Origin of the sequence: Streptomyces sp. NPDC005266 (assembly GCF_040607655.1) — a bacterium.
GTDB lineage: Bacteria > Actinomycetota > Actinomycetes > Streptomycetales > Streptomycetaceae > Streptomyces.
Genome location: NZ_JBEXHC010000004.1, coordinates 261,064 through 279,605, shown reverse-complemented (window position 1 = coordinate 279,605; position 18,542 = coordinate 261,064). Strand labels below are relative to the sequence as shown.

19 protein-coding genes and 1 pseudogene are annotated in these 18,542 nt (G+C 71.3%); 11 read left to right on the top strand and 9 right to left on the bottom strand.

Annotation, left to right across the window (positions count from 1 at the left end):
• Positions 1-7: 7 nt before the first annotated feature.
• Entirely contained in the window at positions 8-814 is an 807-nt protein-coding gene (locus tag ABZU99_RS10170) for an SDR family NAD(P)-dependent oxidoreductase (RefSeq protein ID WP_356045081.1), read from the bottom strand.
• A 376-nt stretch (positions 815-1,190) separates the two neighbouring features.
• Between ABZU99_RS10170 and ABZU99_RS10165 the strand changes: the two genes are divergently transcribed.
• The 3 genes from ABZU99_RS10165 (at position 1,191) to ABZU99_RS10155 (ending at position 4,197) form a co-directional block, all read left to right on the top strand.
• A complete protein-coding gene (locus ABZU99_RS10165; RefSeq protein ID WP_356045078.1) occupies positions 1,191-2,189 on the top strand; it encodes a dihydroxyacetone kinase subunit DhaK in 999 nt (332 codons plus the stop codon).
• Between the two features lie 77 nt (positions 2,190-2,266).
• On the top strand, positions 2,267-2,932 hold the full coding sequence (locus ABZU99_RS10160; protein WP_355942269.1) for a DAK2 domain-containing protein: 666 nt from the start codon (positions 2,267-2,269) through the stop codon (positions 2,930-2,932).
• A 209-nt stretch (positions 2,933-3,141) separates the two neighbouring features.
• Positions 3,142-4,197, top strand: a complete 1,056-nt coding sequence (locus ABZU99_RS10155) for an acyltransferase family protein (RefSeq protein WP_356045277.1) — start codon at positions 3,142-3,144, stop codon at positions 4,195-4,197.
• Between the two features lie 130 nt (positions 4,198-4,327).
• Here ABZU99_RS10155 and ABZU99_RS10150 read toward each other — a convergent pair whose 3' ends face one another.
• On the bottom strand, positions 4,328-4,462 hold the full coding sequence (locus ABZU99_RS10150; protein ID WP_355941611.1) for a hypothetical protein: 135 nt from the start codon (positions 4,460-4,462) through the stop codon (positions 4,328-4,330).
• Between the two features lie 85 nt (positions 4,463-4,547).
• Between ABZU99_RS10150 and ABZU99_RS10145 the strand changes: the two genes are divergently transcribed.
• Positions 4,548-5,141, top strand: coding sequence for a helix-turn-helix transcriptional regulator (locus ABZU99_RS10145; RefSeq protein ID WP_355941614.1), 594 nt, complete (start codon positions 4,548-4,550; stop codon positions 5,139-5,141).
• A gap of 10 nt (positions 5,142-5,151) precedes the next feature.
• Here ABZU99_RS10145 and ABZU99_RS10140 read toward each other — a convergent pair whose 3' ends face one another.
• Positions 5,152-5,391 (bottom strand): hypothetical protein, encoded by a 240-nt coding sequence (locus ABZU99_RS10140; protein WP_355941617.1) that lies wholly within the window; start codon positions 5,389-5,391, stop codon positions 5,152-5,154.
• A 329-nt stretch (positions 5,392-5,720) separates the two neighbouring features.
• On the opposite strand from ABZU99_RS10140, the gene ABZU99_RS10135 reads away from it, so the two are divergent.
• On the top strand, positions 5,721-6,908 hold the full coding sequence (locus ABZU99_RS10135; RefSeq protein ID WP_356045074.1) for a S1 family peptidase: 1,188 nt from the start codon (positions 5,721-5,723) through the stop codon (positions 6,906-6,908).
• A gap of 83 nt (positions 6,909-6,991) precedes the next feature.
• Here the strand turns inward: ABZU99_RS10135 and ABZU99_RS10130 are convergent, their stop codons facing one another.
• The 4 genes from ABZU99_RS10130 to ABZU99_RS10115 are packed head-to-tail and all read right to left on the bottom strand — an operon-like array spanning position 6,992 to position 11,793.
• Positions 6,992-9,094 (bottom strand): xanthine dehydrogenase family protein molybdopterin-binding subunit, encoded by a 2,103-nt coding sequence (locus ABZU99_RS10130; protein WP_356045071.1) that lies wholly within the window; start codon positions 9,092-9,094, stop codon positions 6,992-6,994.
• Complete coding sequence (locus ABZU99_RS10125) at positions 9,091-10,089, bottom strand: xanthine dehydrogenase family protein subunit M (protein WP_355941624.1); 999 nt, start codon at positions 10,087-10,089, stop codon at positions 9,091-9,093. The genes ABZU99_RS10130 and ABZU99_RS10125 overlap by 4 nt, the downstream gene beginning before the upstream one ends.
• Positions 10,086-10,709, bottom strand: coding sequence for a 2Fe-2S iron-sulfur cluster-binding protein (locus ABZU99_RS10120; RefSeq protein ID WP_356045069.1), 624 nt, complete (start codon positions 10,707-10,709; stop codon positions 10,086-10,088). The genes ABZU99_RS10125 and ABZU99_RS10120 overlap by 4 nt, the downstream gene beginning before the upstream one ends.
• A gap of 31 nt (positions 10,710-10,740) precedes the next feature.
• Complete coding sequence (locus ABZU99_RS10115; RefSeq protein ID WP_355941630.1) at positions 10,741-11,793, bottom strand: NAD(+)/NADH kinase; 1,053 nt, start codon at positions 11,791-11,793, stop codon at positions 10,741-10,743.
• An 89-nt stretch (positions 11,794-11,882) separates the two neighbouring features.
• On the opposite strand from ABZU99_RS10115, the pseudogene ABZU99_RS10110 reads away from it, so the two are divergent.
• Positions 11,883-12,058, top strand: a pseudogene (locus ABZU99_RS10110) (radical SAM protein); the annotation flags it as partial.
• 67 nt (positions 12,059-12,125) lie between these two features.
• Here ABZU99_RS10110 and ABZU99_RS10105 read toward each other — a convergent pair.
• Together ABZU99_RS10105 and ABZU99_RS10100 are read right to left on the bottom strand one after the other, a co-directional pair.
• Positions 12,126-12,632 (bottom strand): hypothetical protein, encoded by a 507-nt coding sequence (locus ABZU99_RS10105; protein ID WP_356045067.1) that lies wholly within the window; start codon positions 12,630-12,632, stop codon positions 12,126-12,128.
• A 45-nt stretch (positions 12,633-12,677) separates the two neighbouring features.
• Positions 12,678-14,561, bottom strand: a complete 1,884-nt coding sequence (locus tag ABZU99_RS10100) for an amino acid transporter (protein WP_356045275.1) — start codon at positions 14,559-14,561, stop codon at positions 12,678-12,680.
• Positions 14,562-14,837: 276 nt separating this feature from the next.
• Here ABZU99_RS10100 and ABZU99_RS10095 point away from each other — a divergent pair, with 276 nt between their 5' ends.
• The 5 genes from ABZU99_RS10095 (at position 14,838) to ABZU99_RS10075 (ending at position 18,392) form a co-directional block, all read left to right on the top strand.
• A complete protein-coding gene (locus ABZU99_RS10095; protein WP_355941636.1) occupies positions 14,838-15,410 on the top strand; it encodes a hypothetical protein in 573 nt (190 codons plus the stop codon).
• A 174-nt stretch (positions 15,411-15,584) separates the two neighbouring features.
• Positions 15,585-16,691, top strand: a complete 1,107-nt coding sequence (locus ABZU99_RS10090; RefSeq protein ID WP_356045064.1) for a cation diffusion facilitator family transporter — start codon at positions 15,585-15,587, stop codon at positions 16,689-16,691.
• Positions 16,692-16,767: 76 nt separating this feature from the next.
• A complete protein-coding gene (locus tag ABZU99_RS10085) occupies positions 16,768-17,001 on the top strand; it encodes a hypothetical protein (protein WP_355941641.1) in 234 nt (77 codons plus the stop codon).
• Between the two features lie 82 nt (positions 17,002-17,083).
• The gene (locus ABZU99_RS10080; RefSeq protein WP_356045061.1) at positions 17,084-17,779 is read left to right on the top strand and encodes an HAD family hydrolase; all 696 of its coding nucleotides are present in this window, start codon (positions 17,084-17,086) and stop codon (positions 17,777-17,779) included.
• Positions 17,780-17,849: 70 nt separating this feature from the next.
• On the top strand, positions 17,850-18,392 hold the full coding sequence (locus ABZU99_RS10075) for an isochorismatase family cysteine hydrolase (RefSeq protein WP_356045058.1): 543 nt from the start codon (positions 17,850-17,852) through the stop codon (positions 18,390-18,392).
• The last annotated feature ends 150 nt before the right edge of the window (positions 18,393-18,542 follow it).

Here is an 18,542-nt window from a genome sequence, read left to right as displayed (position 1 = left end):
CCGGCGGTCAGCGTTCCTGCGCGGTGGGACGCACCATGAGCTCGTTGATCGCGGCATGCGGGGGCCGCGTGACCATGAAGGTGATGCAGCGGGCGATGTCCGCGGCGTGCAGCCATGACTCCCGCGGCATGCCATGGGCGACGGCTGCGACTCCGCCGGCGGCCGTCATCTCCGTCCTGGTCATGCCCGGCTCCACCACGCCCACCCGGACACCGCGCCCCGTGACCTCCTGGCGGAGGGACTCGCTGAAGGCGGTCACCGCGTGCTTGGTCGCGCAGTAGACGCTGTTCTCGGGCCGTGCCAGCCGGCCGGCGGTCGAGCTGATGTTCACGAGGTCGGCGACCCCGCGCGGGCCGTCGGCGGCCGCCGCCAGCAGATGCGGCAGCGCCTTCTGCGAGGTGTGCAGCACGGCCCTGACGTTGAGGTCGACCATCCGCTCCCAGTCCTCCGGGTCGCTGAACTCGAACGGGCCGACCGCCGCATAGCCGACGCTGTTCACCATCACATCGAGCCGCGCGAAGCGCTCCACGGCGTCGTCGATGGCCTGTCTCGCCCGGGCCATGTCCCGGAGGTCGGCGGTGAGGGCGACACATGAACGGCCCTCGTCCCGGATGCCGGCGGCCAGCTCCTCCAGCCGGTCGGCGCGGCGGGCGACCAGCGCGACATCGGCGCCCTCCCGGGCCAGCGCCAGGGCGGTGGCCGCTCCGATGCCGCTGGAGGCGCCGGTCACCACCGCCGCGCACCCCGCCAGCGGAGTGGCGGCGTTCCCGGTGTGTCCGGCCGTCCGGCCGTTGCCGGTGTTCGTGTCCGTCACCCTGGCTCCCTGGTGTCGCGGGCGGTGTGGAGGCGACGCGGGCGCGCGGCCTGGGCGGGGCCCGTGGATGGTGCCGGGCTCCCCTGGATCCGGTACCCCCGCCGCGCCGGTGGATTGCCTCCGTTCGTCCCATCGGACCAGGCGCCCGGTCAGCGAGCCCGGGCCGCGCCACCACGGCGGCGGCCCGGCGGGTGTGGTGGGGCCGATAATCCGACCGGCGTATGCCTGTAGGCCGTTGGGGTCGCGCTGCTGTCCAGCCTGTGCACCCTGCCGCCGCCGCGCGGCGACCATCGGTCCCTGAGCCTTCGCACGCCGAGACCGGCGCATGACCACCGAGTCCACCCCGTCCGCCACACTCGCCCAGGGAGCCGAGATCATGCCCCAGTACTTTCGCGACTCGCCCGAGTCTCTCGTTCCCGACGCGCTCGCCGGCTTCGCCGCCGCCCACGCCGGCCTCGTCGAGCACCATCCGGACCATGGCTATCTCCGCGCCCGGCACACCGCGCCGAGCCGCCGTGTCGGGCTGGTCTCGGGAGGCGGCAGCGGCCATGAGCCGCTGCACTGCGGGTTTCTCGGCGCGGGGATGCTGGACGCCGCATGCCCCGGCCGTATCTTCGCCTCGCCCCACAACCGGCAGATCTTCGAGGCCAGCCGCGCCGTCGCCGGACCCGACGGCGTCCTGCAGATCGTCAAGAACTACACGGGCGACCGCATCAATTTCGGCATCGCCGCAGAACGCCTCGCCCACGAGGGCATCCGTTGCGCCCGTGTCCTGATCGACGACGACCTCGCCACCGACTCCGACGACATCGCGGTCGGCCGGCGCGGCACCGGCGCCACCTTGATGGTCGAGAAGATCCTCGGCGCCGCCGCCGACGAGGGGCGCGGTCTGGACGAGCTGGTGGCCCTCGGCACCGGTCTGACCCGCCGTGCCCGCAGCCTCGCCGTCGCCTCCGCCGCCCACACCACGCCCGCATCCGGCGCCCCGGCCTTCACCCTCCCCGACAACGTGCTGGAGTTCGGGGTCGGTATCCACGGGGAGCGCGCCGAGGCCACCACCCCGCACGCACCGCTCGGCAAGCTGGTCGAGACCATGACGGACCAGCTGCTCGCCGCCCTTCCCGACACCGTCCAGCCACGGGTGCTCGCCCTGATCAACGGGCTCGGCTCGATCACCGCGCTGGAGCTGTACGGCATCCGGCACGCCCTCGCCAAGGCCCTGGACGACCGGGGCGTCACCCTCGAACGGTCCCTGACCGGAACCTTCGTCAGCGCCCTCGACATGCGCGGCTTCTCGCTGTCCCTGCTCGCCACCGACGACGAGGCGCTGCGGCTGTGGGACGCCCCGGCCCGTACCCCGGCTTGGCCCCTGTGACCCCGCGACCACCCCAAGGAGCCCCCGCACCCATGTCCGAGCACCCCGGCCCGCACCCCCTGACCCACGCCGCCGTCATGGACTGGCTGACCCACTTCGCCGCCACCGTGCGCTCCGTCGAACCCGAGCTCACCAAGCTCGACCAGCAGGCGGGCGACGGTGACTTCGGCGCCAATCTCACCACCGGAATGGACGGCGTCCGCCGCGCTCTCGACGCCCTGGCGGCCGAACGCGCCGACGGCACCAGCACCGTGAACGGCCACGGTGCCGACGCACCGCTCGCCGCCGCCGCGCGGGTCTTCCTCGACGATGTCGGCGGCACCAGCGGGCCGCTGTTCGGCCTGCTCTTCCAGGAGCTCGCCGACGCCCTGCGCCTGGCCGCCCCCGCCCCGCCCGGGACCGCCGCGCTGGCCACCGGTACCGCCGCCGGAGCGGCCGCGATCCAGCGGGTCGGCGAAGCCGAGGTCGGAGACAAGACGATGGTCGACGCCCTTGTCCCCGCCGCACGCGCGCTCGCCGCGTGCGACCCGGCCACCGACCCGGCACGCGCGCTCCACCTGGCCGCGGTCGCCGCCCACCGTGGTGCCCGTTCCACGACCGGACTGCGCGCCCGGCGCGGCCGCGCCAGCTACACCGGCGACCATGCGCGCGGTGTCCCCGACCCCGGCGCCCTGACCGTCGCCCTGCTGTTCGCCTCCGCCGACGACGAGCTGACCGCGCTGAGCCGGCTCCCGCGGTCCTGACGGCCGCATCACGGAGGTCCGGGCGGTGAACCGTGGCGCCGTGGCGCGCGTACTGGCCCGTGAGTCCTGGGCCGTGTGATCCGAGCCTCGCAGTCCCGCGCCGCCGCATGGGATGGGCCGAGCCGGGCAGGCGACCAGGACTCGGTAGTGGTTGTTGACCCAATCGAAGGTGCCCGGGAGACCCAGTGCAGCACGACACCCCCACCCGTGTGGCCCCGCCCCCGGCCGTCCCTGGGCCGCGGGGCGGCAACGCGTCGGCAGGCCGCACCCGCGACGCGTACTTCGACAACGCGAAATACCTCACGATCGTGCTGGTGGCCTGTGGCCACGCATGGGAACCCCTCACCTACGGCAGCCGGGCCGCCACCGCGATCTATCTCACGGTGTACGCCTTTCACATGCCCGCCTTCGCCCTCATATCGGGCTACTTCTCGCAGAGTTTCGACATGGCGCCCGGGCGGCTGAAACGGCTGCTCACCGGGGTGGTCGTGCCGTACGTCGTCTTCGAGGTCGCGTACACCCTCTTCTACCGCTGGGCCCAGGACGACCCGGATTATCCCATCAGCCTGCTCGATCCCTGGTATGTGTTGTGGTTCCTGGTCGCGCTGTTCGTATGGCGGATCACCACGCCCCTGTGGCTCTCGCTGCGCCATCCGGTGCCGGCCGCGCTGGCCGTCTCCGCGCTCGGCTCCCTGTCTCCGGACACCGGCGGCGATCTCGCCCTTCAGCGTGTGCTGGCGTTCCTCCCCTTCTTCGTCCTCGGGCTCACCCTGCGCCCGGACCACTTCACCCGGCTGCGCACCCGGCGGGCGCGACGGATCGCCCTGCCGGTGGGGGCCGGGGCGTTGTGCGCGGCGTACGTGGTGGCGCCGTGGTTCGACGCGGAGTGGTTCTACCACCGCAAGAGCGTCGCGCTCCTGCATGTGCCGCGCTGGGCCGGTCTTCTCAGCACCCCCGCCCTCTTCGCTCTGGCGCTCGTCCTGACGGCCTGCTTCCTGGCCTGGGTACCGGGGCGCCGGACCTGGTTCACCGCGCTCGGCACGGGGACGATGTACGGCTATCTGCTGCACGGCTTCCTCATCAAGTCGTCCCGCTTCTGGGGCTGGTACGACCATCCGTGGCTGCACACGCCGCTCGGCGAACTGACCGTCACCGGCGCCGCGGTGGCCATGATCACAGTGCTGTGCACCGACCCTGTACGGCGTGTGCTGCGCCATGTGGTCGAGCCGCGGATGGCGTGGGCGTTCCGGCCCACCGGGAAGTGAGCCCGCCGTCGGCGACGGCCCGGCGGGTCTGCTCGGCGATCAGATCGGCGTTGATGGCCGCCGCGGCGCGGACACCCGCGGCGCCGGCCCCCGCCACCTGCTCGACGGGGTGGCTGACGTTCCCGGCCACTCACACACCGGAGACGGCGGTCGCGCCGGTCGCGTCGGCGGGGATGGCACCGCCGACCACATGGCCGCCCCACGACTCGTAGCGTCGCTCACCCTCCCGGCCCCCGGCCACCCTCTGTCCTTCGTATCCGCTCATGCGCACTACCTCCGTTTCTCCGAGGGGGCGTGCGCGCAGCCGCCATAACTTGACAAACATTATTGCCGAGGCGGCAAATGAGGGTATGGCTGACGACGACCTCACCGATGTGCTGACCGCCGTAGGACCACGGCTGCGCACCCTGCGCCACACCCGCGGCACCACACTTGCGCAGCTCAGCGAGGTGACCGGGATCTCGCTGAGCACGTTGTCACGGTTGGAGTCGGGGCAGCGCAAGCCGACGCTGGAGCTTCTGCTGCCGCTGGCGAAGGCGTACGGGGTGCAACTGGACGAGCTGGTCGGCGCACCCGCCACCGGGGATCCCCGGATCCATCCGCGGCCCTTCACCCGGAACGGCCAAACCTTCGTGCCTCTGACCCGCTACCTGGGCGGTCTGCACGCATACAAGCAGATCATGCCGGCCCGGAAGTCGGCCGAGTACGACCGGCCGGAGCAGCGGGTGCACGAGGGCTATGAGTGGCTCTATGTACTGTCCGGGCGGCTGCGGCTGGCGCTGGGCGAGCACGATCTCGTCCTCACCGCGGGTGAGGCGGCCGAATTCGACACCCGCACACCGCACGGCTTCGCCAACGCGGGCGACCAGCCCGTGGAATTCCTCAGCCTCTTCGGGGCACAGGGCGAGCGGATGCACGTCCGGGCCCGCTCCACCGCCACCTGACCTGTGGGGCTCACCCCGACGGCTCGTCCGGTACGGGCTGCTCGGGGTGCACACCTCCGGTCTGCGGCCTGCCCCGCCGTCCCGTCCCGGACTCGTCCAGGTCGGGAACGTCGTCCGCATGGTCCGGCGCCTCGTCGGCGTCCTCGACATCCAGGGGGTCCGGCCCGCCCTGCGCCTGCTGGTCGGGCAGATCCCTCGGGATGGCGTGATCGTGTTCCTCGGATTCTTCCGGTCGCCGGTCGCCGGTCACGAGCCGCTCCTTTCCTCGGTGAACAGGGCACACGCTCTCCTGTGCACGTACCCCGGACACCGCGGCCAATGCGCCACCGGCCCCGGAAGGACCGTCGCGGGCACGGTCCGGATGCCCCTCAGCCGTGCTCGGCGAAGGCCGCGGCGATGTCCTCGCGGCCGGCGCCGACGTCAAGGGGTGAGCCGCCGGGGAAGACGGCGGAACGAGCGCCGCATAAAGATCTCCTAAATCAATGTGAACACAACTCGCGCCCCGCCCGTATCAACAGCCGGGTCGAACCTCGTCCCTTGCGGAAGGGCGATCCGTAACCCCCCCAACAGGAGGTCAAGTTGAGCCATAAGCGCGTACCGAAGCGAAAGATCGTGTTCGCGGGGGCCGGGGCCGCCGCGGTCGCGGCGGCCGCGATACTCCTGCCCAACGCCAACGCCTCGCAGGACGACAAGGCGGCGGACGCCCAGCCCAAGAAGGTGAACGCCGCCTCGGCGGCGGACATCGCCGCACAGCTCGCGGCGCAACTGGGCGAGGCATTTGGCGGGTCCTACTACGACGAGGACAAGCAGCAGGTCATCGTCAATGTCGTCGGCGACGACAACGATGTGGACGTCGAGGTCAAGAAGGCCGGGGCGGTGGCAAGAAGCGTCGAGAACAGCGCCTCGGACCTCAAGGCCGCGGCCAAGACGCTGAAGACGAAGGCCACCATCCCGGGCACCGCGTGGTCCGTCGATCCCAAGACCAATGAGCTCCGGGTGACCGCGGACTCCACCGTCACCGGCGCGAAGTGGGACACCCTGCAGTCCACCGTGAAGTCGCTGGGCGCGGGCATGGCCACCGTCAAGAAGTCCGCGGGCGAGTTCAAGACATTCGCCGCGGGCGGCGACGCCATCTTCGGCGGCGGCGCACGCTGCTCGCTGGGCTTCAACGTCACCACGGACAGCGGCGCCCCCGGCTTCATCACCGCGGGCCACTGCGGTGTCGCCGCCAAGCAGTGGTCGGACTCGCAGGACGGCGCCCCCATCGCCACGGTTCAGAAGGCCACCTTCCCGGGCGACGGCGACTTCGCGCTGCTCACCTACGACGACGCCAACACCGACGCCCCGAGCACGGTCAACACCGGCGGCCAGACCGTGAACATCACCAAGGCGGCCGAGGCCACGGTCGGTCAGAAGGTGCAGCGCATGGGCTCCACCACCGGGCTGAACGACGGCACGGTCACCGGTCTCGACGCCACCGTCAACTACCCCGAGGGCACGGTCAGCGGGCTCATCCAGACCGATGTCTGCGCGGAGCCCGGCGACAGCGGCGGGTCCCTGTTCTCGGAGGACAGCGCGATCGGGCTGACCTCCGGTGGCAGCGGAGACTGCACCGCCGGTGGCGAGACCTTCTTCCAGCCGGTGACGACGGCACTGGATGCGGTCGGCGCCAAGATCGGCGACGGAGCGGCCGCTGGCGGCGCGGGCGCGGCCGAAGACGGCGCGGGTGCCGCCGACAATGGGGCGGGCGCGGCCGACAACGGCTGACGACCCCCGCGACCCGGGTGTCCCGCGCCGTCACCGCGGGACACCCGGGGGCCCGGCGCGGTCGCCCTGGGCCGGGGCGGCTGTCAGCGGGTGGCGAGCCCCGCGCGTACCCGCTCCAGCGTGAGCGGCAGATCACGGATGCGCACACCCGTGGCGTGATACACCGCGTTGGTGATCGCCGCCGCCGTGCCGACGATACCCAGCTCCCCGACACCCTTGGTACCGAGCGGATTGAGCTCGTCGTCCTCCTCCTCGATCCAGTACGCCTCGACGTCCCGGATGTCCGCGTTGGCCGCCACATGGTAGGTGGCGAGGTCATGGTTGGCGAAGTCGCCGAACGCGGGGTCGACTTCGAGCTGCTCGTGGAGCGCCATCGACAGGCCCATGCACATCCCGCCGCACAGCTGCGACCTGGCCGTCCGGGGGTTGACGATGCGCCCGGCGGCGAACGACCCCAGCAGCCGGTCGACCCGTACCTGACCGGTGACGGCGTCCACCCGCACCTTCGCGAACTGGGCGCCGAAGGAGTGGCGCGAGAGTTTTTTCTGCGCCTCGACGTCCTCGGTGGTGTCCGCCACCGCCTCCAGCCCGCAGGGCGGGATCGCACCGGTCAGCTCGTCGGCCTTCTTGGCCAGCACCCGGCACACCTTGCTCACCGCCCACCCCCAGGAGCCCGTGCCGGTCGAGCCGCCGGCCCACGGGGCCTGTCCGTAGACGCTGCGGCCGACGTCGAGGGTGACCCGCTCCAGCTGCACACCGAGTTCGTCCGCCGCCACCTGGGTCAGCGCGGTGCGGGCTCCGGTGCCGATGTCGGCCGCGGCGATCCGTACGACGAAGGTGCCGTCGGGCTCGGCGCGGGCGGTCGCGGTGGCGGGCCGGGTGTAGACGGGGTAGTTGCCCGCCGCCACTCCGGTGCCGACCAGCCACCGCCCCTCCCGGCGGCGGCCCGGGGCCAGGTCGCGCCGCGCCCAGCCGAAGCGGGCCGCGCCCTCGCGCAGACAGGCCACCAGATTGCGGCTGCTGAAGGGGCGCCCGGACTCGGGTTCGACGGAAGGCTCGTTGACCACCCTGAGCTCGACGGGGTCCATCTCCAGTGCGTAGGCCAGCTCGTCCATCGCGCACTCGAACGCGAACGTACCCGGCGCCTCGCCCGGGGCCCGCATCCATGAGGGCGTGGGCACATCCAGCTGCGCCAGGCGGTGGATGGTGCGGCGGTTGGGCGCGGCGTACATGATGCGCGTGGGGGTGACGGTCTGCTCGCAGTACTTGGAGAGCGTGGAGCTCTGCTGGAGGGCGTTGTGCGAGATCGCGGTCAGGCGGCCGTCGCGCTCGGCGCCGAGCCGGACGCGCTGCACGGTGGGTGTGCGGTACGAGACCATGGTGAACATCTGCTGCCGGGTCGCCGCCAGCTTCACCGGGCGGCCCACGGCGCGGGCGGCGAGCGCGGCGAGCACGGTGGGCGGGCGGGGAATCGCCTTTGAGCCGAAGCCCCCGCCGACGTGGTCCGCGACGATCCGTACGTTCCCCTCGGGGAGGCCGAACAGTTCGGCCAGCGAGGTGGCCGTCATCCAGGGGCCCTGGTCGCCGTTGTAGAGGGTGAGGAGGTCGCCGTCCCAGACCGCGAGGGCGGCGTGCGGCTCCATCGGGCTGGTGTGTTCAGGGGGCGTGGTGTACGTGACGTCGACGACGACCGGGGCGGTGGACAGGGCGGAGTCCACATCACCGGTCTCCGTCTTCCCGGGGTAGCCGCCGTTGACCGTGTCGGGGACGAAGGCGCGCGGATCGTCGTCCCTCAGCTCGACGTCGTGATCGCCCACGTCGTAGGCGACGCGTACCGCCGCACCGGCCTGACGCGCCGTCTCGTAGCTGTCCGCGACAACGGCGGCCACGATCTGACCCCGGTATGCCACATCGGGGGACTGGAGCACGGCGAGTTCGGGGTCGCCGGTCGGACGCAGCCGTGGCACACTGCCGCTGTCCAGTACGGCGACGACACCCGGCAGGGCGAGCGCCGCGCTGCCGTCGACCGAGCGCACCCGGCCACGCGCGATGGTGGACTGCACCGCCCAGCCGTACAGGGCGTCGGGCACCGGGTACTCGTACGCGTAGAGCGCGGCTCCGGTGACCTTCTCGCGCCCCTCGACCCGCGTCACCCCCGAGCCCACGGTCCGCTCGAGCGTGGTCATCGCTGCTCCCCTCCGACGAGGTCGCCTACGACGGTGGTGATGAGATCCACGGCAAGGTCGATCTTGAACGCGTTCCGCGGCAGCGGGCGCGCCGTCGCGAACTCCTCCCGCGCCGCGGCCCGCAGCGCCTCCTCGGTCGGCCGCTCCCCGATCAGCAGCCGCTCGGCCTTCGCGGCCCGCCACGGCTTCGGGGCCACTCCCCCGAGCCCGAGCCGGATCTCGCGCAGGGTGCCGTCGGCCGCCGTGGCGGCCACGGCGGCGACCGACACCAGCGCGAACGCGAAGGACCAGCGGTCGCGGACCTTGCGGTAGCTCATGACGGCGCCGCCCGGTGGCGGTGGCAGCTCGACGCCGGTGATCAGGTCGCCGGGCTGCAGCACCGTCTCGCGATCGGGGGTGTCCCCGGGCAGCAGATAGAAGTCGGCCAGCGGCACCGGGCGGGGGCTGCCGTCCACCCGCCGCAGATGGACGACGGCATCGAGCGCGATCATCGCTACCGCCATGTCGGACGGGTTGGTGGCGACACACGCGTCGGACGTGCCGATGACAGCGAGGTCGCGATGGCTGCCCCTGATGGCCGAACAGCCCGTCCCCGGCTGCCGTTTGTTGCACGGCTTGGTCACGTCCTGGAAGTACACACAGCGGGTGCGCTGAAGCAGATTGCCGCCGGTCGTCGCCACTGCCCTCAACTGTCCCGAGGCTCCGGACAGCACCGATTCGGCCACTGCCGGGAAGCGTTCACGGATGCCGCGGTCTCCGGCGAGCTCGCTGTTGGACACCAGCGACCCGATCAGCACCCCGCCGTCGGCGCGGTGTTCGATGTGGTCGTACGGAAGCCGGGTGATGTCGACGAGCATGGCCGGCTCGGTCACCCCGAGCTTCATCAGGTCCACGAGGTTGGTGCCGCCGGCCAGATACACCGCCTCGGTCGAGTCCGCCACCAGCGTGGCGGCGGCATCGGGGGCGGTGGCTCGCTCGTAGACGAAGGGTTTCATCGCACACCTCCCTGGGCCGTGGTGCGGGCCGGGGACACGCCGCCTGCCCCGGCGGCCTCCCGGATCGCGTCCACGATGCCCGTATAGGCCCCGCAGCGGCACAGGTTGCCGCTCATGCGCTCCCGGATCTCCTCGGCGTCCAGGGCCTCGGGGGCTGCGACGCCGGCGGCCACGTCCTCGGTGACATGGCTGGGCCAGCCGCGCGCGGCCTCGGTGAGCGCGCCGATCGCCGAGCAGATCTGTCCCGGTGTGCAGTATCCGCACTGGAAGCCGTCGTGTTCCAGGAACGCCCGCTGCAGCGGATGGAGTTCCTCCGGAGCCGCGAGTCCCGCGATCCCCTCGATGGTGATGATGTCACGGCCCGCGGCCGCCACGGCGAACACCAGGCAGCTGTTGACCCGCTCGCCGTCGATCAGGACCGTGCACGCTCCGCACTGCCCGTGATCGCATCCCTTCTTGGACCCGGTCAGCCCCAGATGCTCGCGCAGAGCGTCCAGCAACGTCACCCGGTTGTCGAGGGTGAGGGGCCGGTCAGCACCGTTGACACGCAGCGTGAGTTCGGTGTGATACGTGTGAGCTGTCACATCCCTCAGCGTGGCATCGGGGTCAGGGGACCGCATCTCCAGCCCAGGTGGCCGCCGGGCCGCGGGGTCATGTGCCCGATGGCGGCGGCATCCGCAGATGGGCCAGGTCCGGAGGGACCGGGGCGCGGGGGCGGTAGAACGGCGGGGCCGGGTCCGCGGCGGGCGAGTCGGCCAGCCGGAAACGCTCGCGCAGCCGCCCGTAGAACTCCGTCGGCGCCAACCGCACCAGCCGCAGCCGCTCCGGCGCCCGGTAGGCCGCAGCCCAGTCGCCGGGCTCCAGCACCCCGCGCAGCTGTCCGTCGATGCTGACGGCCACCCGGCCCGAGGTCGGCAGCACCCGTACGGCCACCGCCTCGTCCACCGCCGCTACCACGGTGCGGTCGAAGGCGATGTGCGGGGCGACCGGGGTGAAGATCACCGCGTCCATGTGGGGAGAGACGACGGGGCCTCCGGCGGAGAAGCTGTAGGCGGTGGATCCGGTGGGGGTGGCCACGATGATCGCATCGGCCGAGTAGGAGGCGAGGAGCTGCCCCGAGATGTACACCGCCAGTCTGGCCTGGCGGTCACGGGCGAGCTTCTCGAAGACCAGGTCGTTGACGGCGGTGACGTCCAGCGGGATCCCCCAGCCGGGCTCCTCGGGGATGTCGCGCCGGACCCTCGGAGGGGGCAGGGCCGGGCCCCGTCCGTAGCGCAGCAGCACCTCCATCTCCGGGGGCAGCTCCAGCGGCCGTGACGCCCGCAGCGTGAGCATCATGCGGTCCTCGACCGTGGCGCGGCCGGTGTGCACGGCGTCCAGCGCGTGTTCCACCTCATCGGGGGTGATCTCGGCGAGGAAGCCGACCCGTCCCACATTCACCCCCAGCGCCCTGGCCCCGCTCTTGGCGGCGATCCGCGCGCCGCGCAGAAAGGTGCCGTCCCCGCCGAAGGTGACCACCAGATCGGGATGTCCGGCGGCCGCGGACTCCTCCTGGGCGCTGCGCCGCGGCTGGTCGTCGCGCCAGACGTCGATCTCGGCGCACGGGATGCGATGGGCGGCCGCCCACGTCCTGGCGGTGTGCGCCGCCGCGACGGCGGTGGGGCGGGCCTGGTGGACCACCAGGCCGAGCCGGTTGACCGACATGGCCCCACCGTAGCCGCACCCGGGACGCGGCGCCGCACGGCGCGGGCCTGCGGCCGACACCACAGGCCACCGGCAGGCGAACACGCAGCCAGTACTGCGACATCAACCACAACTGGCGTCAGCACAAGGCGGCCGCCCGTACACCGCGGTGAAGCCGGTCGAGGCAGTGCTGGAGGCGCTGGAGATCATCGACCGGCAGGACACCGCCCGCGCCTCGCAGGCGTACGCCCTCACCGGTGGCGCGATCACCTCGCACGTCGGCGGTGCCCGCGGCGGATCCGGAGCCGGCGGCAGCCCCGTCGGCGACCTGAGGTGGCGGGCCCGGCCGGACATCAGTCCAGGCCGGAGGCCTTGAGCACATCGTGGGCCGTGCCGCCGTCGATGCGCTCGCCCAGCTCCCGCAGCACGGTCGCCCCCTGGCGCAGGGTGCCGCGTTCGCGGGAGCGGCGGGCGCCCGCGTCGAGCCGGTGCCACAGCAGCGGATTGGCGACGAGCACATCGGGGTCGAGCTCCACGAAGCCGCCGTACGCGTCGCGCAGCACCAGGCGCGTGGTGACGGAACCGTACCGGCACACCGCGACCAGGGCGTCGGTACACACCCGGCGCTCGCGCAGCAGACCGCGTACGGCGAGCCAGCCGTCGCCCGCGGTGACACGGGGCGGTTGCAGCACCATGAACACCACGGCGCCCAGCGCGGCCCACAGATCGGCGCGCAGCGGGGTGAGTCCGCCGGAGCCCCAGTCGAGCAGGGTCGTCGAAACGGCGAACGCCAGCGCGCAGTACACGGCGCACCGGGCGTCCGCGTGCCAGTGGCGGTCGCCGTAGGACTGCCGTCCCATACCTGCCACGCTAAGGCGCCGGGGCCCGGGCACGCCTGCGGGGATTCAGCCGACGTGGACATGGGGGCGGCGGTCGCGGTCGGGCTCGGCCTCGCGGAGCACCTCGCGGGTGACGGGGGCGACTTCTCCCTGACCGAAGAGGAAGAAGCGCAGGAAGTGCGCGAGCGGATTGCCCTCGGTCCACTCGAAGTAGATGTGCGGCCGCTGCCCGCTCACGTCCCGCACCTGCAGGAGCACCGCGGCCAGCGCGTTGGCGACGGTGGCGCTCTGGAGGGTTAGCACCCGGTAGCGGCCGTGCACCACCTCTCCGTGCACATGCAATTCGCTCTCGAACTCGGACGGGTCGGCGACGGTGACCTCGATGAAGATCATGTCCTCGTCGGGCGGGATGTCGTTGTCCTCACGGATCTGGTGCAGCTTCTCCCGGTATTCGGCCAGGTCGCGGGCTTCGGGTTTGTTCGCGATGAAGCGGATCCTGCGGTGGGAGATGTCCCGGATGAACCGCTCGGCCATGGGGTCGAAGGTGACGCTGGTGACCCGCAGCTCAAAGGCGCGGGCGACCCGGGACAGCAGCGATACGGCCATGATGCCCGCGATGAAACAGGCGCCGATCTTGACGCCGTCGGGCCGCTCGATGACATTCACCGCCGTCGTGTACAGGAAGATCACCGAGATGATGCCGAAGGCGATGGTCCAGCCACGCTGCCGGGCGCGCCGCGCGGCGATGGTGACGGCGATGGCGGCGGAGGTGATGAGCACGAGGACACCGGTGGCGTACGCACCGCCCTGGGCATCCACATCCGCCTTGAAGAGCCAGGTCACCAGGAAGGCGATGAGGATGAAGACCAGCGCCATGGGGCGGACCGCACGCGCCCAGTGCGGTGCCATGCCGTACCGCGGGAGATAGCGCGGCATGAGGTTGAGCAGCCCTGCCATGGCCGAGGCGCCGGCGAACCACAGGATGGTGATGGTGGAGGCGTCATAGACGCTGCCGAAGGCGGACCCCAGGTACTCGTGGGCGAGATACGCCAGCGCACGCCCATTGGCCTGCCCGCCCGGCTCGAACTCGTGCTGCGGGATGAGCAGGGTCGTGATGAAGCTGGAGGTGATGAGGAAGACGCTCATGATCACCGCGGCGGTGGTCAGCAGCTTCTTGGCGCCCTGGATACGGCCGATGGGGCGCTCCTCGGTGTCGCCGGGCTTCCCCTCGATATGCGGCATGACGGCCACGCCCGTCTCGAACCCGGACAGGCCGAGGGCCAGTTTCGGGAAGATGATCAGGGCTACCCCGACCATGACCAGGGGGTCGCCGTGTTCGGCGGTCAGGGCGTGGGTCCAGTCGGGGATCACATGCGGCGCGCTGACCACATGCCACAGCCCCACCGCCACCACGACGGCGTTGAGCAGCAGATACGCCGCCACCAGCGCCACCGCCAGCCCGATGGCCTCGGTGAACCCCTTCAGGAACACCGCGCCGAGCATGCCGACGAGGATCATCGTCACGGGCACCTCATGGCCGTGCAGGGCATCGGTGAGGTGCGGGTTCTCCACCAGGTGGGCGGTGGCGTCGGCGGCGGACAGGGTGATGGTGATGAGGAAGTCGGTGGCGGCGAAGCCGAGCAGGGTGAGGACGAACAGCTTGCCCTTCCAGAAGGTCAGCAGCCGCTCCAGCATCGCGATGGAGCCCTGGCCGTGCGGGCTCTCCGCGGCCACCCGCCGGTACACCGGCAGCGCGCCGACCAGGGTCACCACCACCAGGACGACGGTGGCCAGCGGGGATAGCAGCCCGGCCGCGAGGGCGGCGATGCCCGGCTGATAGCCCAAAGTGGAGAAGTAGTCGAGGCCGGTCAGGCACATGACCCGCCACCACGGCCGGCCGCGGTGAGCACTCTCGGGCTCGGCGTGCGGACCGGGCTGGCGCTTGGCCATGTCGGTCAGCCCCTCCAGCAGCCACGCGCGAAGGCGGTGCCGCAGCCCGCCGTCGGGGGCGGCGCCTTCGGGAGTCGAGAAGGCCACCGGGGTGCTCCTGTCGTACCAGTACAGCAAGGTGTTCTCGGCCAGCAGTGATCTTTCGGCCAGCGTATGCGGACCGGCCGTCGCCCACCCGATCGGCGCCTCCGGCAGAAGGACGAAGATCCCACCCGGACACCGGAAGACATCGCTTTCTCAGACGACGTTCATTTTCGGTCCCTACGGTTGTGGCTCATGGACACCAAGACCGACCAATCCACCGCCCCCGCAGCGCAGCCCGCAGAAGCCGAAGAAGCAACGGCGGAGGGTGTCCCGAGCGCTGCACCCGACCGTCAGGGCCCGATTGACAAAACCCCCGGTGGGACAGCCCCCGCCGCCACTCCCCGGGGCGCCACGCCCGGCGTCCTGCCGGGTGCCGCCGCGGTCGTCGGCGCGGGCCTCGGCCTCGCGTCGCTCACCGGCACCTGGCTCGGCACCATGCTGCAGGAACGCGCGCAGCTGACGGGGCAGATCAAGGCCCAGTCCGGGGCCGCCGCCGACCAGATCGCCACGGTGTACGGCACTCCCTGGCACACCACGGCCCTCGTCAACGGGCTGTTCGCACTGGCCGCCGTAGTGATCGCGGGTGTGGTGCTTGTGCGGCGGCGGCTCGCGCCGGCCACGGCGCCGTGGGTCACGGCGGTGGCCTGGGGAGCGGTCGCGCTCGGGGTGATCGGGCTGCTGATCGCCGCCGCGATGGGGCTCGACGTCTTCACCTCGCTTCCGAAGGTGCCCTCCTCCCCCGCCGGCGGCGGCCCCGCCGGCTGATCCGGGCCCACCCACCACCGAACGCGCCCCGTGAGCGGACCCCGCTCACGGGGCGTTCGTGTGCGGACGTGTGACGATTAACGTCCCGGTAGCGGGACAGTCGGAGGGTGAAGGGCCCGCCCCGCCGCTCCTGGCGGGGCGGGCCGCGAAGACGAGGCATGGAGTTTCCCCCCGATGAGCGAATCCGCAGCGCCACCCTTCGATCAGCAGAACCCTCCGGACGCCGGGGACACCCCGGGCACCCGGGACACCCGGCACACGCCGTCGGACCGGCCGCAGGGCGAGGACGCCAAGACCCGCGTCACCGTCTTCGTCGCGCTCGCCGCCAATCTGGTGATCGCGCTGGCCAAGGCGGTGGGCGGGGTCTTCGCCGGCTCGCCCGCACTGCTCTCGGAGGCCGCTCACTCGGTCGCCGACAGCCTCAACGAGGTGTTTCTGCTCGCCTCCCTCAAGCGCAGCAAGCGCTCCCCCGACGCCCGGCACCCCTTCGGGTACGGCAAGGAGCGCTACTTCTGGTCGCTGCTCGCCGCTGTCGGCATCTTCGTCATGGGCGGCTGCTTCTCCTTCTTCCAGGGCGCCGAGGCGCTGCACTCGGGCAGCTCGGAGGAGCACAGCGGCTATGTCGTCGGCCTCGTGGTCCTGGTCGTGGCGCTCCTCGCCGAGGGATCCTCGCTGGTCCGGGCGCTGGTCCAGGTCCGTGGCCACGCCCGGGAGTCGGGTCGCGGCATGGTCGCCGAGCTCCGCGGTGGCGACGACCCCACGCTGCGGACCGTACTGGCGGAGGACTCCACCGCCTGCCTGGGTGTGGTGTTCGCCCTCCTCGGCATGTGGCTGCACATGGTCACCGGCGATGTGGTCTATGAGGCGACGGCCTCGTTCCTGATCGGTGGGTTGCTCGTCTATGTGGCCTACCGGCTGGCCAAGGAGTCGCGCGGCCGGCTCATCGGTGAGGCGGTCGACCCGGCCCAGCGCCGGGAGCTGCGGCGGTTCCTGGAGGAGCAGCCGGAGATCGACACCGTGACCTCGCTGCTGACGATGCGTATGGGCAATGACTCGACGCTGGTCGCGGCGCGGATCGATCTCGTCCCCGGTCTCGACAGCGAGGAGGTCGAGGAGGTCCTCGTACGCGTCAAGAAGGCGATGGCGAGGACATGGCCGGACGCAAACCAGGTCTTTCTCGATGTCACCGACGCCTCGGCCAGGGACCGTGCGAGGGCCCGCGAGGACCGCCGGGCACTGGACGAGGCGGTGGCCGCGGAAACGGCGGACGGCTCCTCGTGAGATTGACGTACGCCCGTGCGGGTACCCGGCTTCACACAGGCCGGTAACAGCCAACTTGTGTACGGAGGCAATACTCATGGGCTTGGGCGGTTGCATCCTCATGATAGCGGTGGGAGGTATTCTCACCTTCGCGACGGATTGGAACGCCAATGGATTCAATGTGCACTTGGTCGGCCTGATCCTCATGGCAGTCGGCATCATCGGCACCTGCGCGTACGTCAGCGTCTACAAGCGCCGGCGCGTGGTGGAGACCACCGTGCCCCCTGTGGTCGAGGACCCCGACCATCACCGGCACCATCACACCCTCTGAGTGCCGGACCGCACCGCATCCGACGAGGTGGCCCCCGCCACGGCGGGGGCCACCTCGTCGTCCGTATCCCCGGGAGGACACGATGAGCAGCGAACACAGCGGAGACAGGGATACCGGTGGCCGCCGGGCCGCGCTGTTCGATGTGGACGGCACGCTCATGGACACCAACTACCTGCACGCCGTCACCTGGTGGGAGGCGTTCCGGCAGGCGGGGCACACGGTGTCCATGCGGGAGATCCACTACTCCATCGGGATGAGCTCCGACAAGCTCCTCGGCCATCTGCTGGGTGAGGACCGGGACAGGTCCCAGGACGACCATCTCAGCAGCGCGCACAAGACCTTGTACGGGGAGTACTTCACCCGATTGCCCGCCCTCGAAGGCGCCGGAGATCTGCTGCGCGCGGTGGCCGACCGTGGCTGGTACGTGGTGCTGGCCAGCTCGGCGAGCAAGGAGGAGCTGGCCGTCATGCGCGCCGCCATCGGCGCCGACGAGGCCATCGGCGCCGCGCTCAGCTCGGACGACGTCGAGGAGGGCAAGCCGGCCCCGGACCTGATCGTCCAGGGCCTGGAGCGCGCGGCCGTCCCGCCCGGGAACGCGGTGTTCATCGGTGACACCATCTGGGACGTCAAGGCGTGCGAGAAAGCCGGGGTGCGCTGTATCGCGCTGCAGTCCGGCGGCATCTCCCGCGAGGAGCTGTCGGACGCCGGCGCCGAGGAGGTCTACCACAATCCGGCGGACCTGCTGCGCCGGCTCGACGACACTCCGCTGGGGCGCTGACCTGAGGTCATCTTCGCCCGTCCGGCATCGGGCGGCGACCGTTCGGCGCGATACGGGGAATGCAAGCGGAATGCCCGACACCGCACTCATCGTCATCGACATGATCAACACATACGAGCACAAGGACGCGGAGCTGCTCCTCCCGTCCGTCCGCGAGGCGCTGCCCGCGATGCGCCATCTGGTGCACCGGGCCCGCGAGGCGGGCATCGAGGTCATCTATGTCAACGACAACTTCGGCCGGTGGCGCTCTCACCACGACGAACTGCTGCAGACCGCCCTGAAGGGCCCGCACGCCGATCTGGTCGAGCCGATCCGGCCCGACGACGATTCGCTGTTCGTCGTCAAGGCGCGGCATTCGATCTTCTACCAGACACCACTGGAGTATCTGCTGGGGATGCATGGCATCAATCGCATCATCCTCGTCGGCCAGGTGACCGAACAGTGCGTGCTCTACTCGGCCCTCGACGCCCATATCCGCCATCTGACCTCCATCGTGCCCCCTGACGCGGTGGCACATATTCACCGTGATCTGGCCGACGCCGCGCTGCAAATGATGGAGCGCAATATGGACGTCGAGATCTGTGCCTCCAACGACGTCCGGTTGAAGCGGTAGCTCACTCGTCCATGTGGGCCGCGATGTCCTCCACGCACTCCCGCAGCGCGGGCACCTGCGCGCGCAGTTCTTCCGCGTCGTTCAGGACCACCGTCGCGGCGAGGGAGACCGCGAGCCGCGGGGCGCGCTCGAGGCATGGGGCAGGACCGC